Here is a 20,031-nt window from a genome sequence, read left to right as displayed (position 1 = left end):
AAGGATGTGGGGCCTGACATTACAGGCCCCGCCGATAAGAGATTATTTAACCGTCCAGCCTTTGTAGCTGCCGATATTGTTTTTATCGATCATAGTCACCGGGATCAGCACTGGGCCGGTCGGTGCAGGTTTACCTTGCAGAATGTCGTAGCCGATTTCGACCGCCTTGGCCGCCATAACCTGGGGATCCTGCGCAGGCGTCGCCACAAACAAGGAGTTACCACGTTTAAGTGCTTCTTCCCCGTCCGGCGATCCATCTACGCCAACGATAAAGAATTCGCTACGTTGTGCTTGCTTCGCTGCCAGATCGGCACCGATCGCTGTCGGATCGTTAATCGCGAAGACACCGTCGATCTTCGGATTGGCCGCCAACAGCGCAGTCATGATCTCCAGCCCGCCTTCACGGCTGCCTTTAGCGTTCTGGTTATAAGACAGCAGCTTGATCTCCGGATGTTTCTTCAGCTCGGTCATGCAACCTTCAACCCGGTTCTGTACGGCAGATACCGGCGGCCCATTGATGATCACCACATTGCCTTTCTCTTTCAGGCGATCGCTGATGTATTTACAGGCCATGGCGCCGGCCTGAGTGTTATCCGAGGTGATCGTGGCATCCGCGCCTTCGGCCGCCACGTCAACCGCCACCACCACGATACCGGCATCTTTGGCCCGTTTTACCGCCGGGCCGATGCCCTTGGAATCCGCAGCATTGAGAATGATCATATCGACCTTGGCAGCGATAAAGTTATCGATCTGCGCCACCTGCTGGCCAAGATCATAACCACTCGACACCAGCGTGACGTTAACCTTATCGCCCGCCAATTCACGCGCTTTCAGCTCAGCGCCCTTGGTGATCTGTACAAAGAATGGGTTGGCCAAATCCCCTACCGTAACCCCAATCGATTTCAACTCTTTCGCCTGCACCAACGAGGCACTGCCGAGCGCAGCGGTAACCAGTAAAGCGGTAATCAATGGCTTGAAACGCATAGTGTTTTCCTCATTATTTTCTGATCTACGAAAAACTTGCCCCGGTGGGCGCCAACCAACTGATCTCTATCACTCAACCTTACCTATGCATTTCAAGTTGCAGCCAGGCTGCCCAGCTAGTTCATCCCCAGGCCCTTGCTAAAGTTAAGTAACTGGGGTGGGCTAGTGCAGGTAACAACGCTGCAGCTTGAAAGACGACGGGTAAGAAATTAGTGTTGGTAGTTGCGGGTGCGGTACTTATCTATCAGCACAGCTATGATGATCACCGCCCCTTTGATCACCAACTGCCAGAAATAAGAGACGCCCATCAGCGTCATGCCGTTGTTCAGGGTGGCGATAATCAGCGCCCCCACCAGCGTGCCCGTAATAGTGCCAATGCCGCCGACAAAGCTGGTACCACCGAGGATCACCGCAGCGATCGCATCCAGCTCATAGCCCATGCCGAGGTTGCCGTTGGCGCTGTACAACCGTGAGGCACTCATTATTCCCCCCAGCCCTGACAGCAAACCGCTCATGCCATAGACGAACAGCAGCACCGCGCCGACTTTGATTCCGGTCAGGCGTGCCGCCTGGATGTTGCCGCCCACGGCATAGATATGTACACCCAGCGTAGTACGGCGCAGGATGAACCAGCACAGCGCGATCACGGCAAAGGCGATAATCACCAGCCAAGGGATCGGCCCCAGATAGGAGTTACCGATCCATTCGAAACTGATATTGGAATTAATAATGGTGGTGCCGTCGGCCAGCAGATAAGCGGCACCACGCAGGGCGGTATATGTCCCAAGCGTCACGATAAACGGCGGCAGGCCAGCGTAGGCCACCAAAAAGCCGTTAAACAGCCCCATGCCCAAACCGGCCAATAGCGCCAGCGGAATCGACATCCCGGCGAAGCCCGGCATCAATGAGACAGCCATTGCCACCACGGCGGTGGTCCCCAACATCGAACCTACCGAAAGATCGATACCGCCAGTCAGAATGATGAAGGTCATGCCCGCTGCCAGCACGATATTAATCGATGCCTGCCGGGCAATATTCAGTAGGTTGGCATCGGTAAAAAAGTTTGGCGCAACAAAACCGAACACAGCGACGATCAAGATCAATATCGGCAAGATACCGACGGTTTGCATCATATCGCCCAACAATGCCCGTTTTAGCGTTGGATTCTTTGCACCTGGCGGCAGCGAGTTCGATGTCATGGCAGGCTCCTTGAGCGTAGGGGTAGAATTATTCATGGCTGGCGCTCTCCAAAACGGGTTCGACGCCAGTGGCCAGCGTCATAATGTTTTCCTGGCTGATGTCACTGCCGTTCAGCTCCCCGGCGATGCTACCTTCATGCATCACGTAAACCCGATCACTCATGCCTACGACCTCAGGCAGTTCACTAGAGATCATCAGGATCGCTACCCCCTGCTGCGCCATCTGGCTCATGATGCGGTAAATTTCGCTCTTGGCACCGACGTCAACACCGCGTGTCGGTTCATCGAGGATCAGAATGCGCGGGCCGATCGCCACCCAACGTGAAATCAGCAGTTTTTGTTGGTTACCGCCAGACAGGCCACCCGCCCGAACCTGGGCGTGTGGCACGCGGATATTCAGCAGGCCGATGGCGTCACTGGAAATTCGCTGTGCTTTTCGTCGGTTAAGCAGGCCATAGCGTCCGTCGCGCTCCAGCGTCGCCATAACGATATTTTCATGCGCAGCCAGATCGAGGAACAAGCCCTGCTCTTTGCGGTTTTCGGTGAGAAAACCGATGCCCAGCGCAATGGCGTCGCGCGGTGAATGGATATTGGCCGGTTTGCCATCAATTTCTACCGTACCGCCGCTGGACTTGCGCACACCGAAAATCAACTGCGCCAGTTCGGAACGGCCCGCGCCCACCAGCCCGGCAAGACCGACGATCTCTCCGGCACGCACCTGTAGACTGATCGGTTTCACTTTCTTGCCATCGGTCAGGCCGTGTAGCGTCAGGCGCGGCTCGCCCACAGCAATACCTTGTTCCTTGTTGAACAAATCGCTCAGTGGACGGCCCACCATCATGCGCACCAATTCGCTGGCAGACAGTTTGTCGCGCATCAGGCTGCCGACATACTGCCCGTCGCGCAGCACGCTAACACGATCCGACAACTCGTAGACTTCCGCCATACGGTGGCTGATGTAAATGATCGCCATCCCCTCATCGCGCAGACGCTTGATTAACTCAAACAACCGCTGCGTCTCTCGCGAAGAAAGCGCCGCCGTCGGCTCATCCATGACCAGGATGCGGCTGTTGCGGTGCAACGCACGGGCAATTTCCACCTGTTGCTGCTCGGCAATGGTTAATCTCATCACCCGATCGCCGGCACTGAACTGCGCGCCCAAACGATCGATCACCTTCTGGGCTTCCAGCAACATCTGCTGGCGCTTCACCAGGCCGCCGCGCTGGATCTCGCTGCCCAGAAAAATGTTCTCCGCTACCGTTAGATTCGGTGCCAGATTCATTTCCTGGTAAATCAGCGTGATACCCGCCGCCAGGGCATCTTTTGGCCCTTTAATGGCAAACGGCTGCCCATCGATAAAAATTTCCCCGCTGCTGGCGATATACGCGCCGGCCAATATTTTCATTAAGGTACTTTTACCCGCGCCGTTTTCACCCATCAGCGCGTGGATCTCCCCGCGATAAACCGTCAGGTTGACGCCCTTCAGCGCATAAAACTGACCAAAACTCTTGGCGATGTTGTGCATTTCCAGAATCGGGGTTGCGCTCATCGTCATACCTCAGGTTGCGGTTCGGATTAAGCGCAGTTAACCACGCATAAATAAATGCAAAATGTCAGCGGCTGTTCATCTTTGTCATATTGTTAATGGAACGAGGATCTATACTGCGAACAGTCAGTTACGGGAGATACGATGCGCAGATTGCCATTCCTTGCCGGCGCACGTGGGCGCTTGCTGATGTTCAACCTGCTGGTGGTGGCGGTGACGCTGATGGTCAGCGGGGTAGCGATCGTCGGCTTTAACCATGCGGGCAAACTGCAAGAACAGGTGCAGGCACAGACACTGAAAGAGATGAACGGCAGTATGGCGTTGAGCCGGGACACCTCAAACGTGGCGACCGCTGCCATTCGGCTTTCGCAAGTGGTGGGTGCATTGGAGTATCAAAGTGAATCCGCCCGGCTTAAACAGACTCAGTTGGCACTACAGGCTTCACTCAGCCGGTTGGCAGAAGCGCCGCTGGCACACAGTGAACCCGCACTGGTCAAACGCATCATCAGCCGCAGTAACGCATTAGAAACCAGTGTGACCCGTATGCTGGATCTCGGCCACGCACGACACCTGCAACGCAATATTCTGCTCAGCGGCTTGTATCAGTCACAAAGTACGCTGCGACATATCGCCAGCCTTAACCAACGCCTTAACCTGAATCAACCTTCGCAACCGCTACTGAGTCAGATTGACCGGCTGTTGGCCATCGCCATTCAAACCCCAACGCCTAAGGCCGCGGCCCAACAGCTTGATAGCGTCATGGCTTACTGGCCGCAAAACAGCCCAAATGGGTTAGTGGATGAGAAAATGCGGCAGTTTCGGGAAAACGAACAACGGCTACTGCCAGAAACACTGGAATTAGAACAAAGCGATCTCGCCCTAGCCTATTATACCTACCATATCAAAGCGTTAGTGGCGATGCTCAATGACGACATTAATCTCTACGTACAGAAGGTGGCGGACGAATCGGAGCTGCGAACCCATCAAACCCACCATGAGCTCAGTTCCATCAGCGTATTTATTGGCCTGTTCGCACTGCTGGCGTTGGTGATTACCGGCTTCGCTGGGTTGTATATCTACCGCAACCTTGGCTCGAACCTGACAGCAATCGCTAACGCCATGACGCGGCTGGCGCGTGGTGAGCGCGATGTCAGCGTACCCGCGCTGCAACGCCGCGATGAATTGGGCGACCTGGCGCGCGCATTCAACGTTTTTGCACGTAATACCGCCTCGCTGGAACAGACCTCCCGCCTGTTGAAGGAGAAAAGTACCCAGTTGGAAACCACGTTTCTGGCCATGCGTGACGGCTTCGCGCTCTTTGATAACGACGGCCAATTGGTCGTGTGGAACCCGCAATATCCTCTTTTGTTGGGATTAAACGAACACCAGTTACACCGGGGCCAACACTACCGCGAACTGCTGCAACACGTGACACCTCCGGCGGGTCAACGCTGGGATGCGGTGTTGGCTAATCTCTCCAGTGAACTGCCTCAGCCGCAGGAGCTCCGGCTAAGTGATGGCCGTACGGTCGAGCTGCGTTTTAGCCCGGTACCCAATCGAGGTGTGGTCAACGTGGTGCTGGAACGTACTGAGCGTAAAGCGTTAGAAGAAGCACTGCTGCACAGTCAGAAAATGAAGGCTGTCGGTCAGCTCACCGGCGGATTGGCGCATGATTTTAATAACCTGCTGGCAGTGATTATTGGCAGTCTGGAACTGACGACCCAACAGACCCAAGATGCACAAACCGAACAGCGCATTGCCCGCGCACTGAAAGCGGCTGAACGCGGGGCGCAACTCACCCAGCGACTGCTGGCGTTCTCTCGTAAACAGGCACTGCATCCACAGGCCATCACTCTTCACGTTCTGGTGGATAATCTGCAAGAGCTGTTACGTCATTCACTGCCCACAACGCTCTCACTGGTCATTGAGTCTCAGCATCCCGGCTGGCCAGCGTGGGTTGATGCTAATCAGTTAGAAAATGCGCTAATCAACCTGGTGGTCAACGCCCGGGACGCCATGGAGGGCCGCAGCGGAATAGTGAAAATCCGGACCTACAACCAAAGAGTGGTGCGCAGCGGCGGCAAGAAGCAGGACATGGTGACGCTGGAGGTGATCGACACCGGATGTGGCATGTCGGAAGAGGTCAAGGCGCAGGTGTTCGAACCCTTCTTCACCACCAAGGCCGTGGGTAGCGGCAGTGGACTTGGGTTGTCGATGGTTTACGGCTTTGTTCGCCAGTCAGGTGGCCGGGTACAGATTGAAACCACACCGGGCCAAGGTACGTTGGTGCGCTTGCAGTTGCCACGAGCGCCTACGCCAGCACAGATTGAAGCACCGCCCCTGACACCTGAGGAAAATGACGGCAGCAACAATCTGGTGCTGGTGTTGGAAGATGAAAACGACGTGCGCCATACGCTGTGTGAACATCTACACCAGCTCGGCTACCTGACGCTGGACTGCGCGGACAGCCATGAGGCGCTGGCATTGTTGCGACAAACCCCAGATATTGGGGTGCTGATAAGCGATTTGATGTTGCCGGGTGAACTGGACGGTGCACAGGTGATTGGGCTGGCGCGAGAGATTAATCCGCGCATCACAGCCCTGCTGATCAGTGGTCAAGATATACGTCGTAATCACGAAGATACGCTGCCTAATGTTGAATTGCTGCGCAAGCCTTTCAGCCAGCGTCAGCTGGCGTTAGCGCTGCAACGGGCACGTCGCTCAAACGCGGTCGACGACGCAATTCAGAGGGAATGAGGCGATTTTTCGCCTCTGATTCGTTATTATGCCGCCCTGCTTTTGATGAATAAGCGTGCCAGATGCACGCCCAGCCAGGGATAACATTATGCTGTGGTTTAAGAATTTGATGGTTTACCGTTTGAGCCGCGAAGTTGCGCTAAACGCGGATGAAATGGAAAAACAACTCAGCGCTTTTGCTTTCACCCCGTGCGGCAGCCAGGACATGGCGAAAACCGGCTGGGTCTCCCCGATGGGTTCCCACAGCGAATCACTGACACACGCGGTTAACGGCCAAATCGTTATCTGCGCGCGCAAGGAAGAAAAAATCCTGCCGTCGCCGGTCATCAAACAAGAGCTGCAGGCCAAGATTGAACGCCTGGAAGGTGAACAGCACCGCAAACTGAAGAAAACCGAGAAAGACGCGCTGAAAGACGAAGTGCTGCACAGCCTGCTGCCACGTGCCTTCAGCCGCTTTAACCAGACGTTCATGTGGATCGATACCGTCAACGATCTGATCATGGTTGATGCTGCCAGTGCTAAACGCGCGGAAGATACACTCGCGCTATTGCGCAAGAGTCTGGGTTCATTGCCAGTGGTCCCCTTGACCATGGAAAGCCCGATTGAATTGACGCTGACTGAATGGGTGCGTTCCGGCGAACTGCCAGCAGGTTTCATCATTCAGGATGAAGCGGAACTGAAGGCAATTCTGGAAGACGGCGGCGTTATTCGCTGCAAAAAACAGAACCTGATTAGCGATGAGATTGCAGTGCACATTGAAGCCGGCAAGTTGGTGACCAAATTGGCGGTGGACTGGCAAGAGCGTATTCAACTGGTACTGGCGGACGACGGCTCGCTGAAGCGTCTGAAGTTTGCTGATGCGCTGCGTGAGCAGAATGACGACATCGATCGTGACGACTTTGCTCAACGTTTTGACGCCGACTTTATCCTGATGACCAGCGAACTGGCAGCGTTAATCAAGAACACCATCGAAGCTCTGGGTGGCGAAGCTCAGCGTTAATCGCCAAAGGCGCAAATTGTTGCGCCTTTGCAAAACACACCGCATACCCAAATTAATTGGAGTTGCAGCCAGGCGGCAAGTGCGAGAATCCCCAGGAGCTTACTCAAGTAAGTGACTGGGGTGAGTGCACGCAGCCAACAACGCTGCAGCTTCAAGTAAGAAGGGTATGGATTACTTACTTAAATAACGGCACAGATAGGCGGTCGCGTCGGCCACTTGCAGGTTGAACTCACTGTGGGCCGGTACGAAGAATTTCTCTCCTGGCGTAAACACCTGCCAGTCCGGTGAGCCCGGCAGCAACACTTTCAATGCCCCGGTAATCACAGTCATTTCTTCCGGCTGGGCAGTGCTGAAGGTGTATTCACCCTCTTCCATAACACCGACGCTGGTAAGACCGATGCTGCTACTATCGAAACCGATAGACTTCACTTTTCCGGCAAAATACTCGTTCACTTTCAGCATAACTGTCACCCGCGTAATCAACTTTATGGGAAATCCATATTGGGGGATTGCGGTTGATCTGTCACTGGTTTTTCTCGCGAAATGCGATCGTGGCGCAGAGTAAAGTTCTGCTGGGTGATTGAGTACCAGCTAGCCATTCTGGATTCGTGCCCAAAACCGCGCCGTGCAGCGGCTTCAGACAACAGCCTGCGATTTTATTCTATTTTTAAATCAGTCAATTAGCTCAGCAGCTAGCTTGGCAACCAATACGTTGGACAACAACACCGGGATTTCAAGCCGCGCCTGCAAGAAGTCACGATGCCGACGGTGATAGCCAATGCAGTCGAGCACCACCACTTGCGCCCCCTGTTGCTGTAGCTCGCACGCGGCCAATGCCAACGCAGCGTCATCTGCCAGATAGGGGCTGGCCACGGCGAAACAGGGCGGCGTCGCCAGCAATTGCCATTTACTCGCTTGCTGGGTGATTTGCTCTGCAACCGGCACCACAATACCCACCCGATGTTGGCTGACAATGGCAGAAATCAGTGGAGGAATAATGCGGTCCGGTTCCAGCAATAGCGCCTGTTGTGCGTGCAGTTGGCCGAATTCACCGGTGCACAACAGCAAAATCACCTCACAGCCATCTGCTTCAAGCTCACTGATTTTTTGCTGCAACCCTTGCTCGACCCGTGAAGCCGCCAGCATGACCTGCGTACCGTCCAGCAGGCGAGACACCAAAACTTTCTCGCCCTCTAGTGGCCTGTAGCGTTCGTCAATCTGGGCAGCATTCAGCCCATCGAGCAATCCGACATGCCTCACCTGTTCAGCAGGCAGATAAGCAGACAACAATGGCATGATGTCGTTGCGTGGTGCCTGACCGATCGTCAGCGTAGCCAATGAGGCATTCATCAGGTTATTTCCTTTTTTGCAAGTGGCTCAGGCTGCCGTACAACGCCAGCAGCTGCGCATATTCATCGGTCTGGTAAAACTGACAGGTGCCGCGCCCAAACTCTTTCGCCACTTCCACCGCGAACTTGACGGTCAACGCAATATCCACTTCATGGCTGGCACCGGTACCGCAACCCGGTACCACCGACTCGGTGCAAATCGCCACGCCAACCACCGGTGCCGACGTTGCAGTCGAAGGTTGCAGAATACTGTTCAGATGATGCACTCCGTTACCGTACGGTGTTATGTCCTGCGTCGTGATCGGGAAGGTCACCGCCGGTCGTCCACTGGTCATCTCCATAATCCGCAGCAGATCTTCGGCCACCCGCAGGATGTAGCCTTCTTTCACCGTTGGCGACAACGCGTAGCCTTTGTGATTAATGATGCGATTCCCCTTGGTGGTGTCGATGGACAAAATCGCATCGGCCTCCGGTACCACTTCATTATCGTTCATCGTCACGTCGTCGATCGGCGAATCCATAAAATCGACGGGATCATGCGGACGAGTCGGGGCATCCGGACAAATATGGGTGGTGATGATCACATCGCCCGCCAGCACATCGCCCTTGCGCTGCATTTCCGCCAGCTTCAGCGCACTGGCTACCGCGGCTATCGCCCCGTCGCCGTCAGACACCAGGCCAATACGCGTTGGCCGTGCACCAATACCACCCAACCGGCCGATAATGCCCAACGTCGGCGCATTTCCCCCCTGGCTTTTACCGGCGCTGCCAGGGATCTCGATACGCACGAAGTCGGTCGCGCCCTTCGGCCCACTGGCACGCAACGTGCTGGCGCGGATGCCGGGGTAGGCCGTGAATAGATCGACCACCTGCTGACCGTTCACATAGGCACTATCAATTAATTCAAAAACCTGCAGCGTTTGTTGCAAACTCATAATTGGCTGACCTCACAATTTAACCGGATGGTTATTTCCCTTTGCTGGAAAATATGGAATTGAAGAAGCTGTACAGCGCGTCACCAGCGATAAAACCGGCGGCCATGATCTCCATTGGCGTGCGGCCCTTATCACCCCAACGCCGAATAATCAGGATCCGCAGAATAATGCCGACAATCACCGCCCAGCCCGCCAGCGCGTTGTTGATCAACAGGCCTGTGGCTAGCAACACGCCGAGTTGGCGTTTTGGCCCACCGATCAGTTGCACGATGGCGCCAGGGATCGCCCAGATCAGCAGACTGTAAGCAATACCCGGTTGAGCCCCCGCCTCGATCGTTTTGGCGTACACACGTGCGACCGGTGGGATCAAGTCCTGCAGGAAGTAACTGGTATACGTGAAGTACACCACAGGAATAGCAATGACAAAGGCGATCAGTGCAGCGAACAGCTGGATCCGGCGCCCCAACAGCTCATGCTGCAAATCTTTACCGTAGCCACGCAAGATAAAACCGGCTTTTAGATCAAAGCCCATATCGGCAAACGCCGGACCGGTAGCAGCAGTAAATCCGGTTAGCACGCACAGTGCCAACGGTGGGAAACCAATCAGAATGCCGATAATCAGCGTGATCAGTGCCACGGCAAAAGCGGGGAACCAACCGGAATGCATGGCGGCAATACCGACAATCAACTCATGCACAAAGGCAGCAAACGCGGCGTAAATCACAAACAGCACCAACATCGTTAGCGACATCTCGCTGTACAATCCCCCCGCCAACGCCAACAGTGCGGCAATAACGATATAACCCACAGCGCCCAACCCAAGAGCCTTACGCACCTCGGTATCGGCCTGGTTATAACCGGCTGTATCGGCTCGTTTGCTGCGGATCACCTGCACGACCTGGATCAACGCCACCAACCCGGCACCGACCATTACGCCATGGGGAATAAAATGAGCGTTGATGTCGAACCCTGCCATTGGCTCTGCGTAAGCACGTAACAGCAGACCCACACCAAACATACTCAATGCCCAAATATTGCCTATAAACGCGGTACCGAATGCGGCCATTGGGATCTTAAGCATCGAACCGGCGATACCCACCACCACGCCGACCACCAGTAACCATGCCTGCTTGCCACCCCGATCGCCGGCCTTAATCGCCTCCGCTGCTGCAACGCCCGGCGGCCAGGCATTGGCTGCGGGAAAGATTTTGGTGTCAAACATGCGATACAGCAGATAGGCATCGAGCAGCATCGCCACTGCAACCCCGCAAAACATCGGCAAGATCAACTGCGGTTGTTCCATCACATAGGGTACGGCAATCGGCATCAACAATGCGTTGGCAGCCCCAAACGTGGCGGAAGAAATCACCGTTTGCGCCAAGTTTTGTGTATGTACCGAACGGTAACGTTGAAACATCTGTAGCGGAATACGCGCCAACAACATGGCGAGCAATGCACCAATAATCGACGTATTGGGCGTCACACCCAACGTGGTAATCAGTTGTACGCCAATAATAGCCCCAACGATGGACAGCAACACCATCACCAGCAACGTACCGATATCTTTCAATGGATTAATGGGTATATTTTCTTTCATCTTTTTCATTCCCCTGAATATTGACTGGCGCACGGCAATAATATTTTTATGGCGAAAGACACCCATCACAGTTCCATTATTTGGAACTGTGAGCTGACTGCGTTATTTATTACCCACAACGCTAATTCATATAATTAACGAATACCCTGGTGTTGATTTCGTTAATTAGAGGGGCTAGCGGCTTGTTTTCGGTGCGTTATTTGATCTGTTGCCAATAATCATCACCAAATTTTTCTGCTAATTTCCGTGATACCGCCATCAATGCTTCGAGCACACTGGGAGAAAACGGTTTGTCCTCCTCCTGTGTAGCGAAGGATAAACATAGCCCTACGGTCTCATTGCGATGTTTATTGGTCACCGCAGTCGCCAGCGAACTGATGCCATGCAGCGTTTCGTTGCGTGCCAAGGACCAACCTTGCAGACGGATTTGCGCCAACTTGCTCAACAGCGCATCCAACGTTTGTGGAGCATTAGGTGAGACCGCGCGATAACCAGTGGCAAAACGTGTAATCACCTGCTCATCGCACTCACGCGCCAGTATTGCCCGCCCCACAGACGTTTCCGCCACCGGTGAACGACTGCCCGCTGGCGTCACCACCTGCAGGAATTGGCGACCAGGGAACATGCGCATCACCATGATCTCCTGTGCCTCCAGTACTGAAACATACCCCGTACAGTAGGTCTGTTGGCTAAGCTGCACCATGCTGGAGGCTACACTGTCTACCAAGGGTGTCGACAAATAATGGCTGGATACTGATAACAACAAACGCCCGATTTTATACAACTTGCTGTCAGGATCGCGCTCCAACATGCCCTGGGTTTCCATGGTCTGCAGCAGGCGCGATACGGTACTTTTTGGCAGCGCCAATTGATTTACCACATCGCTAAATGAAATACCGGGTTGACCGTGCATCATCTGTTGTTGTGAAAATAATTTTAATACCGCTGCAGCATTTTCCAGGGTTGTCATAATTTGCCTTGTTCCACTATATGGAACCAAGTTCCTGTTTGATAATTAGAAACTAAAACTCGTACAACTTATCGTCAAGCAGTTTATTTTTCATTCTGCCGATTAATACCAGCGCATGATCCTTTGTTAAATTAAATGCAGAAAATAACGCCGATAAAACCCGTTAATTACCACGCAATTATTCGATGATGGCGGTATAAACCAGCATGTCATGCTAATTCTGCATCACGTAATGAGAAAATGAGTGAGTGTGGACAATGGAGTGAATAAAGAAACCGGCCTGACGCCGGTTTCTGGGGATATCAATTAATCTTCCAGCGCAGGATCTTCGTAGCGATGCTTGGCATCAAGCGCTTCCTGCTCGGTGGGATGCTCACTGAGCAGCGTGTTCGGCTCAATGTCATCGGTTCGCACCTCAAAACGGTGCATATGCAAACTCGGATCGCCCCGGTCAACGGCGACCACTCGGGCGGTTCTCGGATAACCAGGTCGGTCATTTTCGCGCATGCTGATCTCCCGTGTGATTCCACAAGCTTAAGTATAGCAGCGGTATTTATACCGACACGCGTGACCCCAGGTCGCGATCGTCGTGACCACCTTCCAGCAATTGTGTCAATTCATCGCAGGCGCTGATTTTGCCGTCATGCACAGTGAAATGCGCCAGCACCTTGACCAGACTGTAGCTACCATCCCGCTTGAGTACTCGCACCTGATGGTGCGTCAACACAGCATTGCCCTGTTCAGCAACCGCGACAAACGTCAGAGTCATGCTGCGGGTGAGTTGCTTCAGCAATGCCATATGCTGAACAAACTGCGAATAATCGAGCGTTTTGCCATCCACCTTCTGCTGGTAATCCGCACAGAAGAATTCAGCGATCAGCGCTGGCTGGTGTTTTGGGGAAGCAACGATCTGTTGCAACGCGTCGAGCACTATGGCGGTTGGGGTATTCGAGGTCATCAGCCTTCTCCAACAATTGCATGATGCGGAGATCATAGCGTTGCCTGAGCATGGCATAATAACCGTACTCAGACTTTTTATACTGAAAATCGGCCAATCATTATGATTCTGCAAAGCGAGCGACTTTGGCATGAAAAAAAGCACCTGACACCGTGGCACCAACATACCGACGGGCAAATCTATTTGTTAACCCATGGCATGATCGCGTTGGAAACCCACGAGCGGCAATGGGCAATGACCGCAGGTAATATCGGTTGGTTGCCACCCCATTGCGCACATCAGGCGCTGGCGTGCGGCAATGTTGCAGGCTGGAGTTTGTATCTGCCGGAAACTTACTGTCGTGGACTACCGGAACAGCCGCGTCTAAGCACCGCCTCTGGATTAATTCAAGCGTTAGTGGAACGCATTACCCTCTTCGCTGGGCAAAGGTTGAACGCGCCGCAACGGCGGCTATTACAGGTATTGTTGGATGAGGTACGCACGCAGGAAAGCACTCCGCTGCAATTGCCGCTACCGCAGGACGCACGGTTGTTGAAAATTGCGCGTGCGTTGCTGAACGAGCCAGCTGACAACCGGAGTCAAATTGAATGGGCTAGCTGGGCCGGACTGAGCGTCCGCACTCTGAGCCGCCGCTTTATTGGCGAAACGGGCGTCACTTTCGCCCGCTGGCGTCAGCAAGCCCGTGTGATCCGCTCACTGGAGCCATTGTCGCGCGGTGAATCCGTCAATCGGATTGCCGGTGAGTACGGTTACGAAAATGTCAGCGCTTATATTGCCGCTTTCCGTCAACGCTTTGGCATCACTCCGGGGCTGTATTTTACGTCGCACCAAGCTGTTCAGGGACGTGATTAGTCTTTCCACCCCAAACCGCAGGCACCTGAAGCTAACGATGCAGTTAGGCACAATAAAGCGACAGTGAGGGGGAACAGAGGGGAAATGCAGGCGAATCGGGCACAACCTACTGTGCCCGCCAATGTCATCTACGGATTACTTTACCGTTTCACGCTGTAAAGCAGCCAGGATCTGTGCCACCACCTGTTGCGGGTTGCCGGTACCGTCCATCACGTAATGCGCAGCTTCCTGATACAAGGTTTCACGTGCTGCCAACACTTCCAACATCTCTTCGGCAATCGGACGGCCGGTCAATGTTGGGCGCTGCGCGTCTTGTGGGTATTCTTCCAGTCGCTGTGCCAGCACGTCAGCCGGTGAGCGTAGGTAGATCACCGTACCGTGCTGACGCATAAAGCGACGGTTCTCTTCTGCCAGGATTGCGCCACCACCGGTGGCAACTACAGTTGACGGTTGCGTCACGGTTTGCAACGCAATGCTTTCACGGCGGCGAAACCCCAGCCAGCCTTCTTTTTCTACCATTTCCGCCACGCTCATCTGCGTGGTCTGCTGCATAAACAGATCGGTATCGATAAATTGATAGCCCAGTGCCAACGCCAGTGCATTGCCCACCGTGGTTTTACCGGCTCCGCGAGCGCCGACCATGAAAATGGTTTGTGTCATTACGGGTTGTCCCTTATACGGTGACGTGATTGCGTTTGCACACCAGAATCCGGCGTGCAGATCGTGCGATGGCGTAGTTGCTGCATCATACCGCCATCCACCTGTATTTCAATATTTACGATAGTGTAAATTCCATGGCACAGCGGCTATCTGCAGCAAAGCCATGCGCGCTGTCTTCAGCCAACTGATGCCTCAATGTTGCACTGAGTTGCTCGACGGCGATCGGTTTGAATCCAAGGCGCTGGTAATAGGGTGCGTTCCAGGGCACATCAATAAACGTCGTCAACGTTAAACGCTGCGCACCTTGCAATGCCGCCTGCGCGGCAACTTCCGCGATCAAACGACGACCGATACCCTGACGTTGCCAGTTTGCGGCGACCGACAGCTCGGCGATATGCCAATCTTGCGGTTGCGGTATGACAGCAATAAATCCGACCACCTCCCCCGCTGCACTTTCCATCAACCACGTATGTTGCCGCTGAATAAAATCAGCATGCTGCTGAGGACTCATCCCGGGTTCTTCGGCAATAAAACACCAGGCGGGATGCTGCAGAAAGAGCTGCGCTGCCGAGCGCTCAACGGCGATCATCTGAGTAATATCCGGCTGTTGTGCCAAACGTATTTGCAGGCCCATCGTGATCTCCTTAACGAGAGGGGCGGCTATTTAACCAAAATATCCCGACGGCAGATACCCGCCGCCGGGAACGGGTTCCTTCTCACACCATTAGAAGTCGACGCTGGCACGCAGCACCACTTCACGTGGTTCTCCCACAGCAACGCGCAAATTGCCGCCGCTGGAAGGGTAATAGGTTTTGTCGAACAGATTCTTCACGTTTAACTGCCATTTCACCCGATAGCCATTCACCGGCAGAGTGTAAGCAGCAAAAGCGTCGGCAACAGTGTAGTTGTCGAGATTAAAACTGTTGGCGGCATCGCCTGGACGGCGCCCCACATAACGTGCCCCTGCGCCCACTCGTACGTTATCTCCGCTATATAACCCCGTAGAGCCCAGATCCTGCGTCATAAACAGCGAGGCAGTATGACGCGCCACGTTGGTCATTTCTTTGCCTTTGTTGTCAGGATCATCCACTACGCGTGCATCGGTATAGGCATAAGAACCAATCAGGCTCAATGAGTCGGTAATGTTGCCTGCAACATCCAGCTCCACACCTTGGGAACGTACGCGCCCTGCGGTACGGGTGACAGTTTCACCATTCACCAATTCGTTGACCATCACGTTGCGTTTAGTGATATCAAACAGCGCCAAAGTCCCGGTAATACCGTTGGGTAACTCAACCTTGCTACCCACTTCCCAGGCCTTACCCTGTTCCGGTGGCAGCGAATCAATCTGGCTGGCAATGGAAGAATTCGGTTTGAAAGATTCTGTGTAACTGCTGTACAGCGAGACATAAGGCGTCAGCTTGTAGACGACCCCGGCGCGCGGTATCAATTTGCTATCAGAACTGTCGGTATTGGTGACAAATGGCCGCCCTTTCCCGGCAAAAACGTCAAAGGCGTCATAACGTAACCCGCCCATCACCAGCCACTTTTCGGTCAGTTGGACAGAATCCTGCATAAACCAGCCATAACTGGTGAGGTTTTCACGCTGATCACTGTCTTTAGCACTGACAGCATTCGAAGTGGGCATCAGACCATACACCGGATTATAGATGTTGAAATCGCTGTTCTTTTTGCCGCGGATCATATCACCGCGATAGGTGCGGTTATCTTCAAAATCAAACCCGAACAGCATCTGGTGGTTGGTTTTTCCCCAGTCGACGTCGCCATTGACCGTCAGCTGTACCGCGTTGGCATGGCTGACAGCATGGGCCGTGGAATCGGCCTGGCGTGACAACACACCCGTATCAGGATTCAGTGCCAACGCGCGCGCCTGGTTGTCGCTGTAGCTATTGCGGCTGTAGGCGTAGGTCAGCGAGCTTTTCCAGCTCTCGTTCAGTACTTGATCAACTTGCAGCGTAACGCTGTCCTGATCGCCACGCGTGGCGTTATAGCTTTCGTCAAAACGTCGGTCGCGCGGCGTATTCACCGGCTTACCGGTGCGTGAATCAATGATGGTCCCGCGATCAAAGGGCACCAAATATTCCATATGTTCGTAAGCCACGCGTACCGTAGTGCTTTCGCCGTACCACATCAGCGATGGCGCGATCACCGTTTGGCGATTACGTCCAAAGTTGCGCCAGTAGTCAGTCTCGTCGTGATCGACAATCATCCGATAGGCAAAACCTGAAGTCCCCAGTGGCCCGGTAACGTCCAACTGGCCGCCACCGCCCTTAAAGCTACTACCCCAACCTTCCACATGAGTGTGCTGCTGCAACTGCGGCTTTTTAGTGATCATATTGATCATTCCGCCTGGTTCACCCATGCCGTATAGCATCGAGGCCGGACCTTTCAATACCTCAACCCGCTCGGTGGTCGGAGTAAAGTTGCGTGCCTGCACCGAACGCACCCCGTCGCGCAGAATTGAGCCGTCGCGGTTATCGCCAAAGCCACGTTTCATTACCGCGTCCTGAGTCCCTCCCAACGTGTTTGCCTGGGTGATGCCGCTAACGTTATACAGTGCCTCGTCCAGGCTACTAACAGCCTGATCGGTAATCACTTGTTGCGGAACGACATCGATAGCCTGTGGCACGTTCAGCAGACTGGTTTCGGTACGGGTGCCGGTCACGCTTGTCAGCGGCTGATAGCTTTTCACACCGTCCGATTCTGGTTGACCAACCACCACCAGAGTTTCGCTCTTTTCTGCTGTTTTGTCGGCGCTGAACGCCGGTGCCGATGCACAGGCCGCCAGAGGCAATGCGCACCACCAGCCACGCTGGGTGTTATTCATTATTTAACTGACTCCAATAGGTCCCTGAAAAAGGTAACGGCAAAAATTGTTGATATAACTGCTTAAAGGTCTGCTGCGGGTTGATGTCTGCAAACAGATCCGGGTAGAAAGCTTTAGCGAACATCTCAACCGCCACAACGTGGTAAGGGCTGAGATAGAAGTTGTGCCAGATGCTCCAGGCTTGGTGGTTTTTTACCGCTTTCAGGTTGGCGAGCATTGGTTGCTTTTGCATGATCTGCCGAAAGCTTTCGTCAGCGTCCTTCTGAGTGACCAATGGCCCAAGGCGCAGATCGGAAAAACGCTTGCCCTCTGGCCCAGCCATACCGGTGGCAATGTAGATGTCAGGATTGGCAGTCAGAATGGTTTCCGGGTTCAGCTCACCATAAACGCCTTTGATGCTGGCATTGGCGATATTGTCACCGCCGGCAAAAGCCAGCAGATCACCAAGGTTGCCATGTGCCGCCGTAGTACAACAGGTTTCGCGCCGCCCAAGGTGCAGATGCAGCATCACCTTGGGCTTTGGCCCCTGGTAGCCCGCCAATCGCTGTTGGATTACCGCCATATGCTGCTGGTAGAAGCTGATAAACTGCTCCGCCCGCTGCTGACGATTGAGAACCTCGCCCAGCAATCGAACACTCGGCACGGTGTTATTAAGCAAGTCGACCCGCAAATCGACGTAGATCACAGCAATTCCGGCTTTATTTAGCGTTTTTAGTAACAAATCACTGTCACCTTCCTCACGCGCATAACGCGCAAGAATCACCAAATCCGGCTTCAACTTGATCAGGTTTTCACTATTAACCTGGCGGAAATTCCCCTTGCTGATGGAAGGGATCGCTTTGATCTGTGGAAATTTTTGTGTGTAGAGCTGCCAGCTTTGCGCGTCGAAACGCGCCATGTCTTCCGGCCAGCCGACGATACGCTGAGCGGGGTTCCCCGGCTCCAATAATGCCAGCGTATACAACATACGGCTTTCGCCCAACACGATGCGCTGCGGGTTATCCGGCACTTCGACCTGACGGCCAGTGATATCAGTCACCATTTTCGCCTGAACGTTAAAAACGCCGAGCAACAGAGAAAGCAGCAGTAAAACGAGGGGATTGCGCATGAATGGGCCGGATAAACGTAAGAATATGCGCGCATGATAATCACTCTCATTAGCACTTTCAATCACAACGCACGCCGGACGAGCCAAATCCGCTCAATTACGCTGTTTCGACGCTGATACATGCAAAACCGCTGTAAATCCGGTTTTATAAAGTTAAAAAATCGGTCGATAATCCAATAAAAGGTGGGCTAGAGTGGCAGGTAATCCAGGAGATGAAGAAATGACCCAACGTATTATTCCATTGGTGGAATGTCCCCACTTTAGCGACGTCTGTGCCGCATGGGCATTTGGTCAATGGGGCTCACAGCGCGGTGGTTCACTGGAACGCACACGCCAACGTTTTGCCCAATGCACGCAACCCAGTGAAGACTACACCACGCTGTTGGTGCTAGAGGGAGAATGCCCGTTAGGTATGGCTAGCCTATGGCCAAGTGACGATCATCACCGGATGGATCTTTCCCCTTGGCTGGCAGGCGTATTTGTTCACCCAGACCACAGACGCCAAGGTATTGCTCAGCGTCTGGAGGCAGCCATCGTGCAACTGGCGCGCCAGCGCAACCACCCTGTCCTGCACCTGATTACCGATAAATCCGAGGCGTTGTATTCAGGTTGGGGCTGGCAAACCATAGAGCGTCGCCAGCAATATGGCGGCGACGTGGTGGTGATGGAAAAAAAGCTTTAGTTAACGCGGCGTGCAGATATAGACCAGCGCAGGGGGAAAGTTACGTACCACACGTAGCCGTTTCCAATGGAAATAGCGAGACAGCAGTTTTTCCGACAAATGGCTGTATTGAAACAACACCAGCGTGCCATTACGTGCACGCAAGCACTGCTGTGTCTGTTGCAAAATGCGAATACTGATTTTAAGCGGGATAGACAACAACGGTAGGCAAGAGAACACCACGTCGTAGTCACGGGCCATCTCTTCGGCAGAACGATCCATCACCTGCAGACGGCGGTCGTCAATTTTCCTCAGCTGATGCACAAAATGAGATTGAATTTCAAACGCCTCAAGCGATGCATCGGCGCGCATACGCCCCAATATACGTTTGGTCAACACACCGTCAGCCGCGCCTAACTCTGCAATCGACAGTGCGCCTGTCCATTCAATCTGATTGAGCATCGCTTGGCATAACCAAGGGGACGAAGGCGCCAGCGTACCAACAGTACGTGGTGAAGCCATAAACTGCTGGAGATAGGTAAAGTGGTTCTTCAGTTGCAGCCGTGTCGCATTTAACATTGGGGCCTCCTTACGTTGAGTAGCCACC

The 20,031-nt window shown here is 53.8% G+C and carries 19 protein-coding genes; 4 read left to right on the top strand and 15 right to left on the bottom strand.

The genetic code is table 11. The features are described from left to right. Positions 1-42 precede the first annotated feature (42 nt). The 3 genes from SGR01S_RS05230 to SGR01S_RS05220 all read right to left on the bottom strand — a co-directional run bounded on the left by SGR01S_RS05230 (position 43) and on the right by SGR01S_RS05220 (position 3,732). Entirely contained in the window at positions 43-984 is a 942-nt protein-coding gene (locus SGR01S_RS05230; RefSeq protein ID WP_061806765.1) for an ABC transporter substrate-binding protein, read from the bottom strand. Positions 985-1,193: 209 nt separating this feature from the next. Then, the gene (locus tag SGR01S_RS05225) at positions 1,194-2,183 is read right to left on the bottom strand and encodes an ABC transporter permease subunit (protein WP_037425954.1); all 990 of its coding nucleotides are present in this window, start codon (positions 2,181-2,183) and stop codon (positions 1,194-1,196) included. Positions 2,184-2,211: 28 nt separating this feature from the next. Continuing rightward, entirely contained in the window at positions 2,212-3,732 is a 1,521-nt protein-coding gene (locus SGR01S_RS05220) for a sugar ABC transporter ATP-binding protein (RefSeq protein WP_061806764.1), read from the bottom strand. Between the two features lie 141 nt (positions 3,733-3,873). Here SGR01S_RS05220 and SGR01S_RS05215 point away from each other — a divergent pair, with 141 nt between their 5' ends. Beyond that, the gene (locus tag SGR01S_RS05215) at positions 3,874-6,486 is read left to right on the top strand and encodes an ATP-binding protein (protein ID WP_061806763.1); all 2,613 of its coding nucleotides are present in this window, start codon (positions 3,874-3,876) and stop codon (positions 6,484-6,486) included. 88 nt (positions 6,487-6,574) lie between these two features. Continuing rightward, positions 6,575-7,486 (top strand): recombination-associated protein RdgC, encoded by a 912-nt coding sequence (gene rdgC, locus SGR01S_RS05210; RefSeq protein WP_061806762.1) that lies wholly within the window; start codon positions 6,575-6,577, stop codon positions 7,484-7,486. 171 nt (positions 7,487-7,657) lie between these two features. Here rdgC and ppnP read toward each other — a convergent pair whose 3' ends face one another. The 7 genes from ppnP to SGR01S_RS05175 all read right to left on the bottom strand — a co-directional run bounded on the left by ppnP (position 7,658) and on the right by SGR01S_RS05175 (position 13,295). Next, the gene (gene ppnP, locus SGR01S_RS05205) at positions 7,658-7,948 is read right to left on the bottom strand and encodes a pyrimidine/purine nucleoside phosphorylase (RefSeq protein WP_037426875.1); all 291 of its coding nucleotides are present in this window, start codon (positions 7,946-7,948) and stop codon (positions 7,658-7,660) included. Positions 7,949-8,158: 210 nt separating this feature from the next. Then, positions 8,159-8,836, bottom strand: a complete 678-nt coding sequence (locus SGR01S_RS05200; RefSeq protein ID WP_037426881.1) for an AroM family protein — start codon at positions 8,834-8,836, stop codon at positions 8,159-8,161. Between the two features lie 4 nt (positions 8,837-8,840). Beyond that, the gene (locus SGR01S_RS05195) at positions 8,841-9,770 is read right to left on the bottom strand and encodes a DUF1177 domain-containing protein (protein ID WP_061806761.1); all 930 of its coding nucleotides are present in this window, start codon (positions 9,768-9,770) and stop codon (positions 8,841-8,843) included. A gap of 31 nt (positions 9,771-9,801) precedes the next feature. Next, entirely contained in the window at positions 9,802-11,367 is a 1,566-nt protein-coding gene (locus SGR01S_RS05190; protein WP_037423427.1) for an OPT/YSL family transporter, read from the bottom strand. 196 nt (positions 11,368-11,563) lie between these two features. Further along, positions 11,564-12,337, bottom strand: coding sequence for an IclR family transcriptional regulator (locus SGR01S_RS05185; protein ID WP_037423270.1), 774 nt, complete (start codon positions 12,335-12,337; stop codon positions 11,564-11,566). 306 nt (positions 12,338-12,643) lie between these two features. Beyond that, positions 12,644-12,844, bottom strand: a complete 201-nt coding sequence (locus SGR01S_RS05180; RefSeq protein WP_037423273.1) for a YaiA family protein — start codon at positions 12,842-12,844, stop codon at positions 12,644-12,646. A 46-nt stretch (positions 12,845-12,890) separates the two neighbouring features. Continuing rightward, the gene (locus SGR01S_RS05175; RefSeq protein ID WP_061806760.1) at positions 12,891-13,295 is read right to left on the bottom strand and encodes a nuclear transport factor 2 family protein; all 405 of its coding nucleotides are present in this window, start codon (positions 13,293-13,295) and stop codon (positions 12,891-12,893) included. A gap of 99 nt (positions 13,296-13,394) precedes the next feature. On the opposite strand from SGR01S_RS05175, the gene SGR01S_RS05170 reads away from it, so the two are divergent. Next, the gene (locus SGR01S_RS05170) at positions 13,395-14,147 is read left to right on the top strand and encodes an AraC family transcriptional regulator (RefSeq protein ID WP_037423279.1); all 753 of its coding nucleotides are present in this window, start codon (positions 13,395-13,397) and stop codon (positions 14,145-14,147) included. A 135-nt stretch (positions 14,148-14,282) separates the two neighbouring features. Here SGR01S_RS05170 and aroL read toward each other — a convergent pair whose 3' ends face one another. The 4 genes from aroL to SGR01S_RS05150 all read right to left on the bottom strand — a co-directional run bounded on the left by aroL (position 14,283) and on the right by SGR01S_RS05150 (position 18,763). After that, complete coding sequence (gene aroL, locus SGR01S_RS05165; protein WP_061806759.1) at positions 14,283-14,807, bottom strand: shikimate kinase AroL; 525 nt, start codon at positions 14,805-14,807, stop codon at positions 14,283-14,285. Between the two features lie 115 nt (positions 14,808-14,922). Further along, entirely contained in the window at positions 14,923-15,441 is a 519-nt protein-coding gene (locus SGR01S_RS05160; protein ID WP_037423284.1) for a GNAT family N-acetyltransferase, read from the bottom strand. Positions 15,442-15,531: 90 nt separating this feature from the next. Continuing rightward, on the bottom strand, positions 15,532-17,655 hold the full coding sequence (locus SGR01S_RS05155; protein ID WP_037423286.1) for a TonB-dependent siderophore receptor: 2,124 nt from the start codon (positions 17,653-17,655) through the stop codon (positions 15,532-15,534). Further along, positions 17,648-18,763, bottom strand: coding sequence for an ABC transporter substrate-binding protein (locus SGR01S_RS05150; RefSeq protein WP_037423429.1), 1,116 nt, complete (start codon positions 18,761-18,763; stop codon positions 17,648-17,650). The genes SGR01S_RS05155 and SGR01S_RS05150 overlap by 8 nt, the downstream gene beginning before the upstream one ends. A 220-nt stretch (positions 18,764-18,983) precedes the next feature. Here SGR01S_RS05150 and SGR01S_RS05145 point away from each other — a divergent pair, with 220 nt between their 5' ends. Next, positions 18,984-19,445 carry a GNAT family N-acetyltransferase gene (locus SGR01S_RS05145; RefSeq protein ID WP_037423288.1) on the top strand — a complete coding sequence of 154 codons (462 nt, stop codon included), beginning with the start codon at positions 18,984-18,986 and terminating at the stop codon, positions 19,443-19,445. On the opposite strand, the gene SGR01S_RS05140 is transcribed toward SGR01S_RS05145, so the two are convergent. Then, positions 19,446-20,003: a class I SAM-dependent methyltransferase gene (locus SGR01S_RS05140; protein ID WP_037423290.1), complete on the bottom strand. Its 558-nt coding sequence runs from the start codon at positions 20,001-20,003 to the stop codon at positions 19,446-19,448. Positions 20,004-20,031 lie beyond the last annotated feature (28 nt).

This window comes from Serratia grimesii NBRC 13537, from assembly GCF_001590905.1.
Lineage (GTDB): Bacteria > Pseudomonadota > Gammaproteobacteria > Enterobacterales > Enterobacteriaceae > Serratia > Serratia grimesii.
Note: the sequence above shows the minus strand (reverse complement) of the source record. Positions and strands in the feature narration are given on the sequence as shown.